Source organism: Pseudoalteromonas obscura (genome assembly GCF_030135505.1).
Classification (GTDB): Bacteria; Pseudomonadota; Gammaproteobacteria; order Enterobacterales; family Alteromonadaceae; genus Pseudoalteromonas; species Pseudoalteromonas obscura.
Genome location: NZ_JASJUT010000009.1, coordinates 218,951 through 234,951, shown reverse-complemented (window position 1 = coordinate 234,951; position 16,001 = coordinate 218,951). Strand labels below are relative to the sequence as shown.

17 protein-coding genes are annotated in these 16,001 nt (G+C 44.2%); 13 read left to right on the top strand and 4 right to left on the bottom strand.

All coding sequences use genetic code 11. The annotated features are described in order from the left end of the window. Nucleotide 1: 1 nt before the first annotated feature. Entirely contained in the window at nucleotides 2–2,428 is a 2,427-nt protein-coding gene (gene plsB / locus QNM18_RS19310) for a glycerol-3-phosphate 1-O-acyltransferase PlsB (RefSeq protein ID WP_211012918.1), read from the bottom strand. Between the two features lie 524 nt (nucleotides 2,429–2,952). Here plsB and rpsJ point away from each other — a divergent pair. The 12 genes from rpsJ to QNM18_RS19250 all read left to right on the top strand — a co-directional run bounded on the left by rpsJ (nucleotide 2,953) and on the right by QNM18_RS19250 (nucleotide 8,972). Beyond that, nucleotides 2,953–3,264: a 30S ribosomal protein S10 gene (rpsJ, locus tag QNM18_RS19305; RefSeq protein ID WP_005495349.1), complete on the top strand. Its 312-nt coding sequence runs from the start codon at nucleotides 2,953–2,955 to the stop codon at nucleotides 3,262–3,264. Nucleotides 3,265–3,291: 27 nt separating this feature from the next. Continuing rightward, nucleotides 3,292–3,927 (top strand): 50S ribosomal protein L3, encoded by a 636-nt coding sequence (gene rplC / locus QNM18_RS19300; RefSeq protein WP_010376387.1) that lies wholly within the window; start codon nucleotides 3,292–3,294, stop codon nucleotides 3,925–3,927. Nucleotides 3,928–3,944: 17 nt separating this feature from the next. Further along, nucleotides 3,945–4,547 carry a 50S ribosomal protein L4 gene (gene rplD / locus QNM18_RS19295; protein ID WP_023398458.1) on the top strand — a complete coding sequence of 201 codons (603 nt, stop codon included), beginning with the start codon at nucleotides 3,945–3,947 and terminating at the stop codon, nucleotides 4,545–4,547. Then, complete coding sequence (gene rplW / locus QNM18_RS19290; RefSeq protein ID WP_023398457.1) at nucleotides 4,544–4,846, top strand: 50S ribosomal protein L23; 303 nt, start codon at nucleotides 4,544–4,546, stop codon at nucleotides 4,844–4,846. The genes rplD and rplW overlap by 4 nt, the downstream gene beginning before the upstream one ends. 17 nt (nucleotides 4,847–4,863) lie before the next feature. Continuing rightward, on the top strand, nucleotides 4,864–5,688 hold the full coding sequence (gene rplB / locus QNM18_RS19285) for a 50S ribosomal protein L2 (protein WP_023398456.1): 825 nt from the start codon (nucleotides 4,864–4,866) through the stop codon (nucleotides 5,686–5,688). Nucleotides 5,689–5,704: 16 nt separating this feature from the next. After that, nucleotides 5,705–5,983, top strand: coding sequence for a 30S ribosomal protein S19 (gene rpsS, locus QNM18_RS19280; RefSeq protein WP_010367084.1), 279 nt, complete (start codon nucleotides 5,705–5,707; stop codon nucleotides 5,981–5,983). A 12-nt stretch (nucleotides 5,984–5,995) separates the two neighbouring features. Further along, entirely contained in the window at nucleotides 5,996–6,328 is a 333-nt protein-coding gene (gene rplV / locus QNM18_RS19275) for a 50S ribosomal protein L22 (RefSeq protein WP_010386167.1), read from the top strand. Nucleotides 6,329–6,340: 12 nt separating this feature from the next. Then, complete coding sequence (rpsC, locus tag QNM18_RS19270; protein ID WP_023398455.1) at nucleotides 6,341–7,042, top strand: 30S ribosomal protein S3; 702 nt, start codon at nucleotides 6,341–6,343, stop codon at nucleotides 7,040–7,042. A 13-nt stretch (nucleotides 7,043–7,055) separates the two neighbouring features. After that, nucleotides 7,056–7,469: a 50S ribosomal protein L16 gene (rplP, locus tag QNM18_RS19265; RefSeq protein WP_023398454.1), complete on the top strand. Its 414-nt coding sequence runs from the start codon at nucleotides 7,056–7,058 to the stop codon at nucleotides 7,467–7,469. Continuing rightward, nucleotides 7,469–7,660: a 50S ribosomal protein L29 gene (gene rpmC, locus QNM18_RS19260; RefSeq protein WP_046358406.1), complete on the top strand. Its 192-nt coding sequence runs from the start codon at nucleotides 7,469–7,471 to the stop codon at nucleotides 7,658–7,660. The genes rplP and rpmC overlap by 1 nt, the downstream gene beginning before the upstream one ends. Beyond that, nucleotides 7,660–7,917 (top strand): 30S ribosomal protein S17, encoded by a 258-nt coding sequence (gene rpsQ / locus QNM18_RS19255; protein ID WP_023398452.1) that lies wholly within the window; start codon nucleotides 7,660–7,662, stop codon nucleotides 7,915–7,917. Before rpmC ends, rpsQ begins: the two co-directional genes overlap by 1 nt. Nucleotides 7,918–8,090: 173 nt before the next feature. Further along, nucleotides 8,091–8,972, top strand: a complete 882-nt coding sequence (locus QNM18_RS19250; protein WP_284138154.1) for a hypothetical protein — start codon at nucleotides 8,091–8,093, stop codon at nucleotides 8,970–8,972. A 218-nt stretch (nucleotides 8,973–9,190) separates the two neighbouring features. On the opposite strand, the gene hemN is transcribed toward QNM18_RS19250, so the two are convergent. The 3 genes from hemN to QNM18_RS19235 form a co-directional block, all read right to left on the bottom strand. After that, a complete protein-coding gene (hemN, locus tag QNM18_RS19245; RefSeq protein WP_211012920.1) occupies nucleotides 9,191–10,561 on the bottom strand; it encodes an oxygen-independent coproporphyrinogen III oxidase in 1,371 nt (456 codons plus the stop codon). A gap of 122 nt (nucleotides 10,562–10,683) precedes the next feature. Beyond that, nucleotides 10,684–12,615 (bottom strand): HAMP domain-containing methyl-accepting chemotaxis protein, encoded by a 1,932-nt coding sequence (locus tag QNM18_RS19240; RefSeq protein WP_211012921.1) that lies wholly within the window; start codon nucleotides 12,613–12,615, stop codon nucleotides 10,684–10,686. Between the two features lie 329 nt (nucleotides 12,616–12,944). Continuing rightward, the gene (locus tag QNM18_RS19235) at nucleotides 12,945–14,975 is read right to left on the bottom strand and encodes a methyl-accepting chemotaxis protein (protein WP_284138153.1); all 2,031 of its coding nucleotides are present in this window, start codon (nucleotides 14,973–14,975) and stop codon (nucleotides 12,945–12,947) included. A 255-nt stretch (nucleotides 14,976–15,230) separates the two neighbouring features. Here QNM18_RS19235 and QNM18_RS19230 point away from each other — a divergent pair, with 255 nt between their 5' ends. Further along, nucleotides 15,231–15,995: an NAD-dependent epimerase/dehydratase family protein gene (locus QNM18_RS19230; RefSeq protein WP_284138152.1), complete on the top strand. Its 765-nt coding sequence runs from the start codon at nucleotides 15,231–15,233 to the stop codon at nucleotides 15,993–15,995. Nucleotides 15,996–16,001 lie beyond the last annotated feature (6 nt).

Genomic DNA, 16,001 nt, shown 5'->3' with positions numbered 1-16,001 from the left:
GCTACACAGTATCGTTGATAGACTGCCAGATCCGCGCTGGCAGTAACTCAGTAAGGAAGGCTTGCAGCTCTTCCAGCTGTGTTTCTGCCTGAATCGTTTGCTGCTCAGAAATACTGATAAACCCCTGCTCGCGCAGTGCATTTATGAAGTTACTCAGAACCTTCTTATCGAAGAACTCTGGGCTCTTAATACCATGTAACGTCCCTAAGCGATTAGCCAAAATATCGCTCTCACGCTCTAAATCAACACGCTTTATCCCTTGGTTATTGATCACTAAACTGCTGGTAATGGCATAGCGCTCTAGTGTTAAATGACACACCTTGCCAAGCATTTCGAGTTTTGCCAGCGCACGATTATCTTTACTGGCTACGGCATTTGTTCCGTCAAAAGTGATCAACTCATGCTGTGCAAAGCTTTCTAATATCTCGGTGATATAGCCGTTTCGCATAGGGGTTAAAAACCACTCTTTGGCAAACAGTGGATACAGCGTTTTCAATTTTTGTTCAGCGTCTTTTACACTCATGCTGTAGCGGTTGAAGAGCATTTGGGCCAGTACACTTGGCACCGCAAAAAGATGCAAAATATTGTTGCGATAATAATTGAATAGGGTGCGCTCTTTTTCCTTAATGGTGATGATCTCACCAAGCTCATCTTGCAAGATGTCAAATTTTTCAAGCTTTAATGCATGGGCTAGCAGCGCCTCAGCATCTTCATCTGGCTGTGTGATGTGCTCGTTGTATTTGGCGTGCTTTTGCAGCGCCAAATAAAAACGCAGTTGCTCAAGTAGTTTTTGCTTGCTCAGCGCAAATTGCTCGTTGCAAAGTAGGATTGTTGCGAGCACATTAATGACGTTCAGTGCGGCGCTGGCGTTGATGTTGGTCATGATTTGATCAGCGACATTTGCCACTTGGCTATTCAGCCAATGGGGCTTGGTTGTCTCATCGGCACTAATGTCTTGACGCCAGTCTGGTTGATGCTCATTTAAGTACTGGTTTAGATGTATAGGTTGACCAAAATTAAGGTAGCCTCGGCCGTAATTACGGAGGTTTTTAATTGCTTTGAAAACCCCAAGCACAGATTCATTCTTTTTATGATTGCCGGCAAGTTCCTTGAGGTAAGTATTGATCTCCATAACATGCTCATAACCAATATAGACTGGCACGATAGAAATAGGCCTATCTATGCCTCTGAGCATAGATTGCATGGTCATGGCTAACATGCCCGTTTTGGGTGGCAATAATCTACCTGTGCGGCTGCGTCCACCTTCAGTATAAAACTTTACAGAGTAGCCTTTAATAAATAGCTGGCTCAAATACTCTTTAAATACGGCTGAGTAGAGTTTGTTGCCAGCAAATGAACGACGGATGAAAAAAGCCCCTGAGCGGCGGAAGATCCCCCCTGCTGGGAAAAAGTTGAGATTCACACCTGCCGCAATATGCGGTGGAACAAGACCTTGATGATAGATTACATACGTTAGTAACAGGTAGTCCATATGACTTCTATGACATGGCACATAAATGATCTCGTGACCTTTATCTGCGAGTGTACGGACTTCATCTGCATTTTTTACATCAATGCCGTTATAAAGTTTATTCCATAGCCAGGTGAGTACTCGATCTGCGACGCGCACCATAGCATCAGAATAGTTTGCGGCAATTTCGTCAAGTAACTCCTGAGCATTGAGTCTTGCCTCGTGGTGGCTTAAACCTTTGGCTTTAGCCTCTTCGGCAATGGCTTTTTTAATACTCGGGGCTGCGAGAATTGAATTAAACAGCGCTTCGCGTGACGGCAGTTTAGGGCCTGTGGCAGCGAGTTGCTGGCGGCGGAAGTGGACCCGAGCAACGCGCAGTAATTTTTGTGGCAATTCTTCGACATCGGCTTTGTCGTTCATCAGCTGTTCGATGGCGATGGGTGCTGAAAATCGCACTAGATTGTCACGACCTGAGAACAAAACGACCAGTGCTTTTCGCAACCAACTCGGTGTAAGAGAGTGGCCTAATAATGTTGCCAACCCCGGTTTTTCTTTACCGGGATCTCGACCCCAAAACACCGATACAGGCAATATTTGTGCTTGTGTTTCCGGGTTCGCTTTCAAAGCGTGAAAAATTTCTTTACTTAATTGCAGCGCGTTACTGGGTTTTGCTGACTTTGAAAAAAGTGGCGTAGGATTTTGCATCGCGATAAAACGCGGGACTTCTGAATTACCAATTTTTTGCATTTGCATTGGACTAGGCAGCCCCAGTTTTTGGCACATGCGATCAATGGCTGCGAGATCTGAATGTGAGTTTAATCTCGTGACATAAAAAGTTGGCAGGTTTGGATCTAAATCGAATTGCTCGACCGGGTTTTCTGGCAACAGTTTACTTTTAACTAAAAGCCAATTAGTCCAGCGTGCAAGCACGTTGAGACTTTGGGATATAAAGCGCATACGCAGTACCAAATAGTAATTTTTGCAATAGAATATCAAGGATTAACTGGACTGACCATTGTCCAGTGTGCTCCGTCCCCAGATGTTTGCTACCTTTGTGTATTGGCAGGGTTGCTGATTAGCATGGATCCTGAGTAGCCAATGTGTTGATTAGTATAGTAGATGCACAGTAGAACACATTTATTAATTAGGACGTAGTGACCCTTTATTTCTTTAAGTTGTGACAATAATTCGAAGCAATAGAATTACCTTATATTAGAGAGTCAGACTGTTAGTTAGGTGAGGCAAATTTATTGCATTTAGCTGTTGCATTTATCACCAGTATCATTATAATGTGCGAACTTTCTCGGCTTCTGGCCGCTGAAAGTATAAATGAAAGTCTGGATTTCAGGCTATTAAACAGGAACTCCGATTTGGAGTTCGATGGTAGAAATAAAAGAACAACCGACTTCTTAGGTATTTTAAGATAGTTTCGGCGGTTTTTTTATGCTCTTTTTAAATGCTCTTTTAATTGAGGTTTAAGAATGTCAAATCAACGCATTCGTATTCGCCTAAAAGCTTTTGACCACCGTTTGATTGACCAATCAACGGCGGAAATCGTGGAAACTGCGAAGCGCACTGGTGCTCAGGTACGTGGTCCAATCCCACTACCTACACGTTTTGAGCGTTTCACTGTATTGATCTCTCCGCACGTAAACAAAGACGCGCGTGATCAGTATGAAATCCGCACCCATAAACGTCTGATCGACATCGTAGAACCAACTGACAAGACTGTAGACGCTCTAATGCGCCTAGACCTTGCTGCTGGTGTTGATGTTCAAATCAGCCTGGGTTAATCGAAAGATTAGAGAGGTTTTAGGAAAATGGCATTAGGTCTAGTCGGTCGTAAAGTGGGTATGACACGTATCTTCACTGAAGATGGTGTATCTATCCCTGTGACAGTTATCGAAGCGACGCCTAACCGTGTAACTCAGATCAAATCTGACGCTACAGACGGTTATAACGCGCTTCAAGTTACTGCAGGCGAGAAAAAAGCAAGCCGTGTAAACAAACCAGCAGCGGGTCACTTCGCTAAAGCTGGCGTTGAAGCGGGTCGTGGCCTGTGGGAATTCCGTCTTAACGGCGGAGAAGGTGAGTTTGAAGTAGGTTCAGAACTAACTGTTGAACTTTTCACTGAAGTGAAAAAAGTAGACGTTACTGGTACTTCAAAAGGTAAAGGTTTCCAAGGTGGTGTTAAGCGCTGGAACTTCAGCATGCAAGACGCTACACACGGTAACTCTCTATCTCACCGTGCTCCTGGTTCAATCGGTCAAAACCAGTCTCCTGGTAAAGTTTTCAAAGGTAAGAAAATGGCCGGTCAAATGGGTAATGTTCGTTCTACGACACAGAACCTTGAACTAGTTCGTGTTGACGCTGAGCGTAACCTGCTTTTAGTTAAAGGTGCAGTACCTGGCGCTATCGGCGGCGACGTTATCGTTAAACCTGCTGTTAAAGCATAAGTCCTGGAGATTTAGTGATGGAATTAGCAATTAAAGGCGCTGGTGCGCTTGAAGTTTCCGAAGCTACTTTTGGACGTGAGTTTAACGAAGCATTAGTACACCAAGTAGTTGTTGCTTACGCAGCAGGTGCTCGTCAAGGTACTAAAGCTCAGAAGACGCGTTCTGAAGTACGTGGTGGTGGTAAGAAACCATTCCGCCAAAAAGGTACTGGCCGTGCACGTGCTGGTACAATCCGCAGCCCAATCTGGCGCAGCGGTGGTGTGAGCTTTGCAGCTAAGCCGCAAGATCACAGCCAAAAAGTTAACCGTAAGATGTATCGCGGTGCGATCAAGAGCATCTTATCTGAACTAGTTCGTCAAGAGCGTCTTGTTGTTGTTGAAAACTTCGGTTTAGAAGCACCTAAGACTAAAGAGCTAGTAGCTAAGCTTAAAGAGCTTGAGCTGAAAGACGTATTAATCGTGACTGAAGAAGTAGATGAGAATCTATTCCTTTCATCTCGTAACCTGTACAAGGTTGATACTCGTGACGTAGCTGGCATCGACCCAGTAAGCCTAATCGCTTTCGATAAGGTTCTAATTACTGCAGGTGCTGTGAAGCAACTTGAGGAGTCATTAGCATGATCAGTGAAGAACGTCTTTTAAAAGTAATTCTTGCTCCACACATCTCTGAGAAAAGCACTATCTCTGCTGAAGCGAACAACACTATTGTGTTCAAAGTAGCAAAAGATGCAAACAAAGCTGAAGTTAAAGCAGCTGTTGAAAAGCTTTTTGAAGTAGAAGTAACTGGTGTTCGCACTCTAAATGTTAAGGGTAAAACAAAGCGTACAGGCATGCGTTTCGGCCGTCGTTCAGACTGGAAGAAAGCCTACGTTACTCTTAAAGAAGGCAGCGAGCTAGACTTTGTCGGCGGCGCCGAGTAATAAGGGGAGTTAGAATTATGGCACTTCAAAAGTGTAAACCAACTTCTGCGGGTCGTCGTCACGTCGTTAAAGTGGTTAACCCTGATCTACATAAGGGTAAGCCATACGCTCCGCTACTAGAGAAGAACTCTAAATCAGGTGGTCGTAACAACAACGGTCGTATCACGGTTCGTCACATCGGTGGTGGTCACAAGCATCACTATCGTGTAATCGACTTTAAACGCACTAAAGACGGCATTCCAGCTGTTGTTGAGCGTCTAGAGTATGATCCAAACCGTAGCGCAAACATCGCTCTTGTATTATATGCAGACGGTGAGCGTCGTTACATCATCGCACCTAAAGGTGTTAAAGCAGGTGATGCAATCCAGTCTGGTGTTGATGCACCAATCAAAGCTGGTAATACATTACCAATGCGTAACATCCCAGTAGGTACTACAGTACACAATGTTGAGCTTAAGCCTGGTAAAGGTGCTCAGATTGCACGTTCTGCTGGTGCATATGTACAGATCCTAGCGCGTGAAGGCCAGTACGTGACTCTACGTCTACGTTCAGGTGAAATGCGTAAAGTTGAAGCGGATTGTCGCGCAACTATCGGTGAAGTAGGTAACGCTGAACACATGCTACGTTCACTAGGTAAAGCTGGTGCTAACCGTTGGCGTGGTATCCGTCCTACAGTTCGTGGTGTTGCCATGAACCCGATTGACCACCCACACGGTGGTGGTGAAGGTCGTACATCTGGTGGTCGTCACCCTGTGTCTCCATGGGGTAAGCCTACTAAAGGTGCTAAGACACGTAAGAACAAGCGTACTGATAAATTTATCGTACGTCGTCGTACTAAGTAATAGTTGAGGAATTGCCATGCCACGTTCTCTCAAGAAGGGTCCATTCATTGACCTACACTTGCTGAAGAAGGTAGAGAAGGCGTTGGAAAGCGGTGACAAGAAGCCTATCAAGACTTGGAGCCGTCGTTCAATGATCATCCCTAACATGATCGGATTGACCATCGCTGTCCATAATGGTCGTCAGCACGTACCTGTATTCGTTACAGACGAAATGATCGGTCACAAACTAGGTGAATTTGCACCTACACGTACTTACCGCGGTCACGCTGCGGATAAGAAAGCTAAAAAGCGTTAATCGGAGGGTATGATGGAAGCATTAGCTAAACACAAATTCGCCTCTGGTTCGGCGCAAAAAGCACGTCTAGTTGCTGATCAGATCCGCGGACTTCCGGTTGATCGCGCGCTAGAAATCCTAGCGTATAGCCCAAAGAAAGCGGCTGTATTGGTTAAAAAAGTACTTGAGTCTGCTATCGCGAATGCGGAGCACAACGAAGGTGCTGACATTGATGAGCTTAAAGTGGCTAAAGTATTTGTAGACGAAGGTCCTACAATGAAGCGTATTATGCCACGTGCTAAAGGACGCGCAGACCGCATCCTTAAGCGTTCAAGCCACATCACTGTTGTGGTTTCAGATAGCTAGGAGATATAAGTAATGGGACAAAAAGTTCATCCTACTGGTATTCGCCTAGGTATCTCAAAGCCTTGGGTATCTACTTGGTACGCGAATACAAAAGATTTCTCTGAGCAGCTTTTTGGCGATCACAAAGTGCGTCAATACCTTACTAAGGAATTGAAAAACGCTTCTGTGTCTAAAATCGTTATCGAGCGTCCAGCTAAATCGATCCGTGTAACAATTCACACAGCTCGTCCTGGTGTTGTTATCGGTAAAAAAGGTGAAGACGTTGAAAAGCTTCGCCAAGCTGTAACTAAGCTTGCTGGTGTACCTGCACAAATCAACATTGCAGAAGTACGTAAGCCTGAGCTAGATGCACAATTAGTTGCTGACGGTATCTCTTCACAGCTAGAGCGTCGTGTTATGTTCCGTCGTGCTATGAAGCGCGCAGTTCAAAATGCAATGCGTCTAGGTGCTAAAGGTATCAAGGTTGAAGTTAGTGGTCGTCTAGGCGGCGCTGAAATCGCACGTTCTGAGTGGTACCGTGAAGGTCGTGTACCTCTACACACTCTACGTGCTGATATCGATTACGCTACTTCAGAAGCTTTGACTACTTACGGCATCATCGGTGTTAAAGTTTGGATCTTCAAAGGCGAAGTTATCGGTGGTCTTCCACTGAAACAAGAGCAAGAGAAGCCAGCTAAACGTGCACCGAAGAAAGCTAAGAAAAGTGCTAAGTAAGAGGTAGCGACTAATGTTACAGCCAAAACGTACAAAATTCCGCAAGGTACACAAAGGCCGCAACCGTGGTCTTGCTACTAGCGGTAACAAAGTTAGCTTCGGTTCTTTCGGCTTGAAAGCGACTGGCCGTGGCCGTATGACTGCTCGTCAAATCGAAGCAGCTCGTCGTGCTATGACGCGTCATATCAAGCGTCAAGGTAAAATCTGGATTCGTGTATTCCCAGATAAGCCAATTACAGAGAAACCGCTTGAAGTTCGTATGGGTAAAGGTAAAGGTTCTGTTGAATACTGGGTTGCTGAAATTCAGCCTGGTAAAGTACTTTACGAGATGGAAGGTGTTTCAGAAGAGCTTGCTCGTGAAGCATTCGACCTAGCTGCTCGTAAATTACCTTTCAAAACAACATTTGTAACTCGGACGGTAATGTAATGAAAGCTAGCGAATTAAAAGACAAAAGCGTAGAAGAGCTTAAAGCTGAACTTCTAGAGCTTCTTCGTGAGCAGTTCAACCTGCGCATGCAAGCGAGCACTGGTCAGCTAGCTCAAACTCACGAGCTGAGAAAAGTACGTCGCAGTATTGCGCGTGTTAAAACGGTTATTAACCAGAAGGCAGGTGCATAATGAGCGATAAGATCCGTACTCTTCAAGGTCGTGTAGTTAGCGACAAAATGGACAAGTCAATCGTTGTTGCTATCGAGCGTCAGGTTAAACACCCGATCTACGGTAAATTCATCAAGCGTACAACTAAGTTGCACGCACATGATGAGAACAACACAGCACTAGCAGGTGACGTCGTGACTATTCGCGAATGTGCGCCAATCTCTAAGAAAAAATCTTGGACGCTAGTTGACGTGATTGAACGTCCTAAGAAAGCTTAATTTTTAATTAAGTTTACTTATTAAAACCCCGGCCTTGGTCGGGGTTTTTGTTTTTCTAAATATCAGTAGAGCTTCATGAGCATTTCAATTCAATGGGCACTCTATTGAAATGGCATTAAAATATCTGCTTTGTTGTATTTTTAGGGTCAAAATGAGCTGTAGGTGACTTATCCATGCGAAATTATATTTATTTATCAATAGTAACGGGTTTGATGCTGGGTGGGTGTAGCATGATCCAAGTAGTAGAGGATACCTCCGTCATACTCCCAACAGAGTTACAGTCAGATACACAGTTGCTGCGTTTGAAGCGACCTGAGCGCGAGCTTTTTGGTGAAATTGTTGACTATCAGATTGACAACTACACCATCACCGAGCAACGAGTATCAGAGTTAGAAGCAGAAGAGCGCCTTATAGCAAAAGATTTCCAACGCACTGGGGTAATCGACTTTTTCCTCTTTGATGGTGCCGTCTCTTACCTGAAAAAAAAGTATGCCATAAATACTGCGAGATCATTTTCGTTTAACCTTGTGCAAAACCAACAGCAAAAAGTAGATGCTAAATGTTGGATGTATGCCTTGTCAGAACAAACAAGACAATCTGACAACAGTTTTGGCTTTAAGGGTCATATCAACAGCTCATCGACTGAGTTCTCATCACGTCAAAAAACAGAGCTGCTTTGTGAGTTGGCTCATGAAAAGAAAAGCTGGCAATTGCGTTTGGAGTCATCTAAAGAAGGGCCAATTGCATTGGAGCTTAAATCAGAAACGGAGGCGTTTGCAATTAAGACAATCGATCGTGCCGTTTCATTTTTATCAAGCAATAATGGCAGTGAAACTCGGGAATTACCAAGGTGGGCCTCCAAAGATGCTGGGGTGGAGCTATCTTATGACGGTGAAGTAGTCGCCGCATATTCATTTATTGGTCAGCAAAAAGTCTGGTTGTCATCTCAACTTAGTATAGAGCACAAAGAGTTGCTACTTGCGATGAGCCAGAGCTTGTCGATATTAAACTGGCAAGATAAGCAGTGGAACGATCGTGACTATTTTCAAATGTGAGTTTACGACTAAGCTATAGTGCTCTGATGCTAGGATATTCTCTTAACAATACACTCAAAAGCAACTTAGTGAAGTGGGGGCTTTTGATATCCAGATTTGACGGCTCCCTCAAAGCATTATTATCACTAAATTCAGCCGCATGTAAGATAGATTAATTAACGCCACATTAGTGTCAAACGTGTTATCGGGTCAGTTTATAAACTGACCCGTCGTTTAGATTAGATAACTCGAGAAAAGCGGGTATTTTTAATCTGTTGTTGTAAGTAAGCGTCAAAACACATGCAGATAATCCGGATAAATAATGTGCCTTTGGCTGTCACTGTGATGGTGCTCTGATCGTTGATAACAAGGCCATCTTTCTCCAATGGCGCAAGTGCGATACATGCATGCTCAAAATACTCATCGAAATCGAGATTGAACTGCTCACTAATAGATGATTTGTCTAGTTCAAAATGGCAGATTAGCTGCTTTATAACTGCCGCTCGAATGAGGTCGTCTTGGGTCAGTGATATCCCTTTACAAATTGCATTACCTTGTTCTGAGACAGCATGATAATAGGGTCTTAACTCTTTCTCGTTTTGTAATATGGCATTGCCAATCTGCGAAATGGATGACACACCCAAGCCTAATAAATCACAGTTACCATGGGTGGTATACCCTTGAAAGTTTCGGTGCAATTGACCCTCGCGCTGTGCAATTGCTAGCTCATCATCGTGTTTTGCAAAATGGTCCATCCCAATGTATTGATATCCCGCGTGTGTCATACGTTCAAGAGTCGCCTTGAAGATCGTCAGTTTTTGATCTGGCGTTGGCATATCTTGCTCTTTGAGTTTTCGCTGGGCTGCAAATCTATCTGGCAGGTGAGCATAGTTAAAGAGAGAAACACGATCTGGTGCCAGATCGATAAGTTGCTCTATGGTTGCCTTATAAGTCTCCGGGGTTTGATGTGGCAAGCCGTATATCATGTCCATATTGATGGATTTAAAGCCCAGAGCGCGCGCTTGCTGCAAAACCGTGAGTACTTCGTCAAGTTGCTGCGGGCGATTAACAGCAGCTTGTACTTCGTCATTAAAGTCTTGAACACCAAATGATACGCGGTTGAACCCCATCTCTTTTAGCGACACTAACATGCCATCAGCCAGAGAGCGCGGGTCTATTTCAATGCTGCGTTGTGCAAGATGGGTAAACTCAAAGTGCTGCTCGAGGGCTGAAATGAGCCGCACCATTTGAGCTGCGGTTAAAAATGTTGGTGTACCACCACCTAGGTGTAGTTGCTCGACATGATAATCCTTAAACAATGGTGCTTGCGCCTCGATTTCTTGAACTAAATGATCAAGATAAACATCGGCTTTGGACTGGTGGCGGGTAATAATCTTATTGCAGCCACAGTAGTAACATAGCTGATGACAAAAGGGGATATGGATATACAGCGACAACGCACGGTTAGATGAATTGGCAATGGCGTTGGTCAATGCAGTTTGATCATATCCGGAGGTCAATGATAAAGCGGTGGGGTAAGAGGTATATCTTGGACCAGAAATATTATACTTCTGGATCAGGGAATCTTCCCAATGAGGTAGTTTAATCACGATCGCACTCAAAAAATATTACACTTGTTCAGTATAGGTGTTACTAAATTAGCAGAGTTTGATCTGACGCAATGGGGTGATTATTAGGCAATACAGAAGGCCTCGTATTGCCTAAAAGTGCGTTAAAGTTGGTAACGTTTGGCTGTGGCAGCGAGATCTTCGGCCAGTGTGGCGAGTACAGTAGCATCAGTGGACGCTTTTTCTGCGCCTTGCGCCGTTTCCTTTGCTGTCCCAGTGACATCGCGAACCCCTTGGGAGACCTGCTGTGTTACGGCATTTTGCTGTTCGGTGGCACTGGCTATTTGGATACTCATATCACGGATCGCGATGACTGAGTCTGATACTTGTTGCAAAGTTTGTCCTGCTTGGTGAATTTGATCAGCTGTGGTTTCAGCATTGTCGACATTACTTGCCATGAGTTCTACTGAGCGCTGTGCTTCTTGTTGAAGCCTAGAGATCATGGCTTGAATTTCTTCTGTACTTTGCTGCGTGCGACTTGCTAGGCTGCGTACCTCATCAGCCACTACCGCAAATCCGCGGCCTTGTTCTCCGGCTCTGGCCGCTTCAATGGCAGCATTGAGTGCAAGTAAGTTGGTTTGATCTGCAATGCCACGGATGACATCAAGGATAGATCCTACCGATTGAGTTTCTTCTGCAAGTTTTGAAATGGTTTGGCTGACATTGTCAATGTCTGCTTTTAATGTAGTGATTGAGGTTGTTGTTTGTGCAACGGCATTCAGCCCATGTTGCGAAGATTCTTCTGCGGCTGTCGCTGTATCCGCTGCAGATTGGGTGCTTTGGGTGATATTTGAAACGGTCTGAGCCATTTCATCCATTGCTCTATCGGTATTCTCTAACTGCGCCATTTGTTGCTCAGCACCTTGCATTGCCTGTGTCGTGATGGCACTCATATTGTGCGCTGTCGCAGTCAGCGTATCTGTGGACTGATGGATCTGTTCGATAAATGTCCGAAGATTCGACACCATTTCTGACATCGCTTGGTATATACCACTATTGGTTTGGCTTTGATCGAAGTGAACAGTTAGGTCGCCTGTGGCAATCTTTCTTGCCATAGCTTCGATTTCTCGTGGTTCCCCGCCAATTGGTAGCTTGATAATTCGGCTAATAAACCAGCTAAAAAATACGCCACATACAATGATAAGCAATGCGAGTGTGATGACAATAAACTTGGCATTGGCGCTGGCTGCTTGCACTATTGGTCCTAACTCATCTTGTGATGCTTTGATATCTAACTTGATATTTTCAACTTGGGCTGCGACGTCTGGGCCAATTTTATCCAGTGACTGTGTTATTTCCGTATTACGTTTGATGATGACCTGATAAACCTCTTCTAGCCCAGCTTGATACGCTTCTAAGGGGGCTATAAACCGCTGATATTGACTTGTTTGAGATTGTTGCAATAATTGTGTTGCTTGCGCATTTAACGAATTTAGTGTGTCTTTCGCCACCTGGTAATCCCGCTCAGCATTGGCCACTAAAAACTGGTTTGTTGATAAACGGCCTTGTTGCAACAAGCTTCGTAGCGCACTGATTTTATTTACTTCCTCAATGGACTGCGCATTATCCATCATGGTGCGCAATTGATTATCTAGCTCAGGTCCATGTTTATTCAAAGTACTGTTAACTATTTGGTGGCGACGCTCATATAAAGTGATGACTTGTCTAAAGCTGCGTTCATATCGTTCTATTTGTTTTTGGCTATCAGTGATGATGCTGAGTTGGGAGGTGTCAGAATATTGGGCTTGGGCTTTATCGAGCAGCGTTTCTAGTAGTTCTAATCGCTGGTCAAATTGGGCAATATTTGCATCGCTTTGATGCTTTAAGTATTTAATGGCTTGTAACCTTACCTCTAGTAAATTCGCCTGAATCCGTCCAGCCAAATTACTGTCTCTTGCTTTGGTACGGTATTCGACAAAATTATTGAATCCGCTGCTCAATCCCCAAAAAGCCGTAATAGAGAGTACGATTATCATCAATATCATTACGCCGAAGGCGCCGTTAAGTTGTTGGCTTAAACGCCAGTTTTTTATCATATAACACCCTACATGCTCGCACGAGCTATGAGTTTAATTGCATAAAGGTAAAAAATAGTTCTTTTAAATATACTGCTTTTCTAATATTTTATTATTAATTTGGCGAAAAAAAATACCCAAGTAAAGGCTTGTGAGTGAAATTGTTTGATTGTGATCAATAGTCACATCTAATTTCTTAGCTGCTGATAACTAATGATATTCGTTGCAATAGATGAGATAACAAGTTGTTTTTGCTTGCTAATTGAGCAAGTTTGAAGTGTGGCAATATGAGAAAAATTTAAGTGGTTTTGGTACGACACATGTTATGTCGTACCAAAACTTTTTGGAGATTAAAGTTTAAATTGATTTACTGTGGCATTAAGTGCTTTGGCTAAGTCATTTAAGTCTCTTGCCTCATCTGCTAATAGGTGCGCGTGGTTGGCAGTGCTATTCACGAGATCATTGATGGCGTTAAGGCTATTGTTGATGTCTTCAGCTACCACTGTCTGTTCTTCCGTAGAGGTAGCAATTTGATGACTCTGGTCCTGTACAGTATTAACCGAATCTGTGATATTGCGTAGTGCATCTAGCACTTCTTGTGTCTGTTCCACAGAGCTTTGTGCACGTTCTTGACCTTGCTGCATCATGGTTGATGCTTGCTGCGCAATTTGCTGCAGTCGTGAGATCATATTGCGAATATCATCTGTCGATTCCTGTGTTCTGCTGGCAAGACTTCTCACTTCATCGGCAACCACAGCAAAGCCTCGACCTTGTTCTCCGGCACGGGCAGCCTCAATCGCGGCGTTTAAGGCAAGTAAGTTGGTTTGCTCTGCAATGCCGTTAATGACATCAATAACAGCGCCAATATTACTGGTTTCTTGCTCTAGCCCTGCCACTACTTTTGCTGCGTCGCCAATGTGGCTAGCCAGTTCAGTCATCACTTCTTGTGCTTGACTAGAGCGCTGTGCGCCATCATTTGTCATGGATTGTACAAGATCTGAAGCGCGGTTCGTCTCATGGGCATTGCGAGAGATTTCGGTAACGGTTGCAGCCATCTCGGTCACCGCTGCTGAGACACTATCGACCTGTTCTTTTTCTTGCTGTATCTCGGCATTGGTATTGTTAGAGACATCACGCAGTTGAGCTGATGCACCACTTAATTGTTCGGCTTGCGCAGCGGTATCAATCATCATGGCACGTAACTTGTCGATAAAGGTGTTCATATGCATGGCCAATTGACCCACTTCATCCTGACTTGAAATATTGATACGACGCGTTAAGTCACCTTCACCCGATGCAATGTCACGCATTGTGTCAGTTAGGGTGATGATAGGGCGTGTGATCATTTGCGTGGCGAGTAAAATCATCGCGACAATGATAGATAAAATCACAATCACCGCAGTTACCGTGCTCATGACGGCCTCATTGACCGGCTCGTCAATGAGGCTTACCGGGATCAAAATACCAACATGCCAGTCAAGTACAGGGGTATCTAGTTTTACACTGTTGAACACCACGTAGTACTCTTGGCCCTGCAGGGTTACCGTAGCTGTGCCATCGTCCTGTCGGTCAATTAGGCGGGTTAATTCAGTAAAACCACTGGTATCTTGGAATTGTTGCTCAAGGCCTGCTAATCCTTCTTTACCTCGTGGCCCTGCGTCAGTTGTAGACAAATTATGGCCAGTACGCTTTGATAGATGAACGACTTTTAATTCATTATCTAGTAAAAAGCCGTAGCCTTCACCGTCGAACTGAATATCTTCGACCATGGCGCTAATTTTATTTATTTGTAAATCTACGCCGCCTACCGCGACTAATTCACCTTGCTTATTATAAATAGGTTGTTGTACGACGGCAGAGACATCCCCTGTGTTGATATCAACAGAGAGCGCACCGACATAGAGCTTGCCGTGGTTCAAAGCGTCTTGCCACCAAGGGCGTTTATAGGCGTAATAAGGGCGTCCATCGGCGAAATTGGACGTACGCTCATTTTCTTTGAAATATTCACCAGTTCTAGCAGAAGCCATGAAAGCAGAAAGAATGTTTTCATCGCTTTGGCTGATGCGCTGAAAGTCTTCATTTACTTCGCTGTAGCCTTTATCTCCTGTGAGGCTTTGTTCCCTAACAGAATAATTGTCAAACCAATTCACGTTGTGCGGATTGGTTACGAATGTGCCAACTACTTTGCCGTATTGGGCGAAAAAAGATTCCATAGACAACTTTTCAGAGTAAATATAACTCTGTGCTTCGCGCTCGATACCTTGACGCGATATTGTTGCGATATGATTAACAAAATAAGTAGAAGCCAGCATAAGTAGCACAGAGATTGTGCCGCCGATTAAGATGAGAATTTTTTTACGAAGAGATAAGTTTTCAAACATGACATATTCTTTTTATTGGGACAGCGCTAACATAATAAAACCATATCTCAATTGATAGATCTACCTAATTTACACGGAGTATGAGCAAGGTGAGACATGAGCATTTATCATATCGCTCCAACAAAAATAAAAAAATAGTAAAGAATCATCAAATTGCAGTTGCAAATTTATAACCTAAAGCTGAGGAAATGCCGATAGCGTTTTTCATCATGCTGTACTAACATTATGACCCATTATAGGTAAAATTAAGAAAATATGATGAATAATAAGTTGATCGTTTTAGGGGCTGGGTGGTTAGGCAATGCCCTAGCACACAGCGCTAAATCTTGCGGTTGGAGTGTCCAAGCGACGCGAAGGCAGGCTGATGTATCAGAGGATATTCAAGCGTTCTGTGTGACTGATACTAAACTTCATCATTCTCTTACGCTATCTGATGCGTATTGGGTGTGTGCCATTCCCCCGCGCATGCGCCAAAGCGACAGTCATTATTTAGAGACTTTAACGTGCGCACTTGAAGCGGCAAAATCAATGCAGTGCAAAGGGTTTTTACTGTGCTCATCAACAGCTGTGTATGGGACTGAAGCGGGTACTTATGATGAACATTCGCCACTGGCAGCACAAGATTCAAAACGGCAACAGATTTTACAAAACGCAGAGCAAATGGTGCTGGCACAACAAGGCAAAGTAATACGTTTGGCTGGCCTCGTCGGTCCTGGCAGAGAGCCGGGACGTTTTATTGCCGGTAAACATTTATCAAGCTCTTCCAATGCTACGGTCAATATGGTGCATCAACAAGATGTGGTAGAAGGGATCATGTGCATTTTGACAAATTGGCATACAGCTCAGTCAATTTACAATTTGTGCCATCCATCTCACCCGACCAAGCAGCAATACTATCAAAACCATTGTGAGGCCTATGGTAGTGAACTTCCCAACTTTGCCAGCGACGAGGTTGTGTCTAGAGTGATCGATGGCGCAGCGATCACTGAGCTGGGTTTTCAGTACCGCAATATGATTTGAGCGCCT

Bases quoted from the DNA above. Each gene is read 5' to 3' on its own strand.
- QNM18_RS19240 (WP_211012921.1), bottom strand. From the start codon at position 12,615: ATGATAAAAAACTGGCGTTTAAGCCAACAACTTAACGGCGCCTTCGGC.
- QNM18_RS19250 (WP_284138154.1), top strand. From the start codon at position 8,091: ATGCGAAATTATATTTATTTATCAATAGTAACGGGTTTGATGCTGGGT.
- rplP (WP_023398454.1), top strand. From the start codon at position 7,056: ATGTTACAGCCAAAACGTACAAAATTCCGCAAGGTACACAAAGGCCGC.
- rpsS (WP_010367084.1), top strand. From the start codon at position 5,705: ATGCCACGTTCTCTCAAGAAGGGTCCATTCATTGACCTACACTTGCTG.
- rplD (WP_023398458.1), top strand. From the start codon at position 3,945: ATGGAATTAGCAATTAAAGGCGCTGGTGCGCTTGAAGTTTCCGAAGCT.
- rplC (WP_010376387.1), top strand. From the start codon at position 3,292: ATGGCATTAGGTCTAGTCGGTCGTAAAGTGGGTATGACACGTATCTTC.
- rplW (WP_023398457.1), top strand. From the start codon at position 4,544: ATGATCAGTGAAGAACGTCTTTTAAAAGTAATTCTTGCTCCACACATC.
- QNM18_RS19230 (WP_284138152.1), top strand. From the start codon at position 15,231: ATGATGAATAATAAGTTGATCGTTTTAGGGGCTGGGTGGTTAGGCAAT.
- rpmC (WP_046358406.1), top strand. From the start codon at position 7,469: ATGAAAGCTAGCGAATTAAAAGACAAAAGCGTAGAAGAGCTTAAAGCT.
- plsB (WP_211012918.1), bottom strand. From the start codon at position 2,428: ATGCGCTTTATATCCCAAAGTCTCAACGTGCTTGCACGCTGGACTAAT.
- QNM18_RS19235 (WP_284138153.1), bottom strand. From the start codon at position 14,975: ATGTTTGAAAACTTATCTCTTCGTAAAAAAATTCTCATCTTAATCGGC.
- rpsQ (WP_023398452.1), top strand. From the start codon at position 7,660: ATGAGCGATAAGATCCGTACTCTTCAAGGTCGTGTAGTTAGCGACAAA.
- rpsC (WP_023398455.1), top strand. From the start codon at position 6,341: ATGGGACAAAAAGTTCATCCTACTGGTATTCGCCTAGGTATCTCAAAG.
- rplV (WP_010386167.1), top strand. From the start codon at position 5,996: ATGGAAGCATTAGCTAAACACAAATTCGCCTCTGGTTCGGCGCAAAAA.
- rplB (WP_023398456.1), top strand. From the start codon at position 4,864: ATGGCACTTCAAAAGTGTAAACCAACTTCTGCGGGTCGTCGTCACGTC.
- rpsJ (WP_005495349.1), top strand. From the start codon at position 2,953: ATGTCAAATCAACGCATTCGTATTCGCCTAAAAGCTTTTGACCACCGT.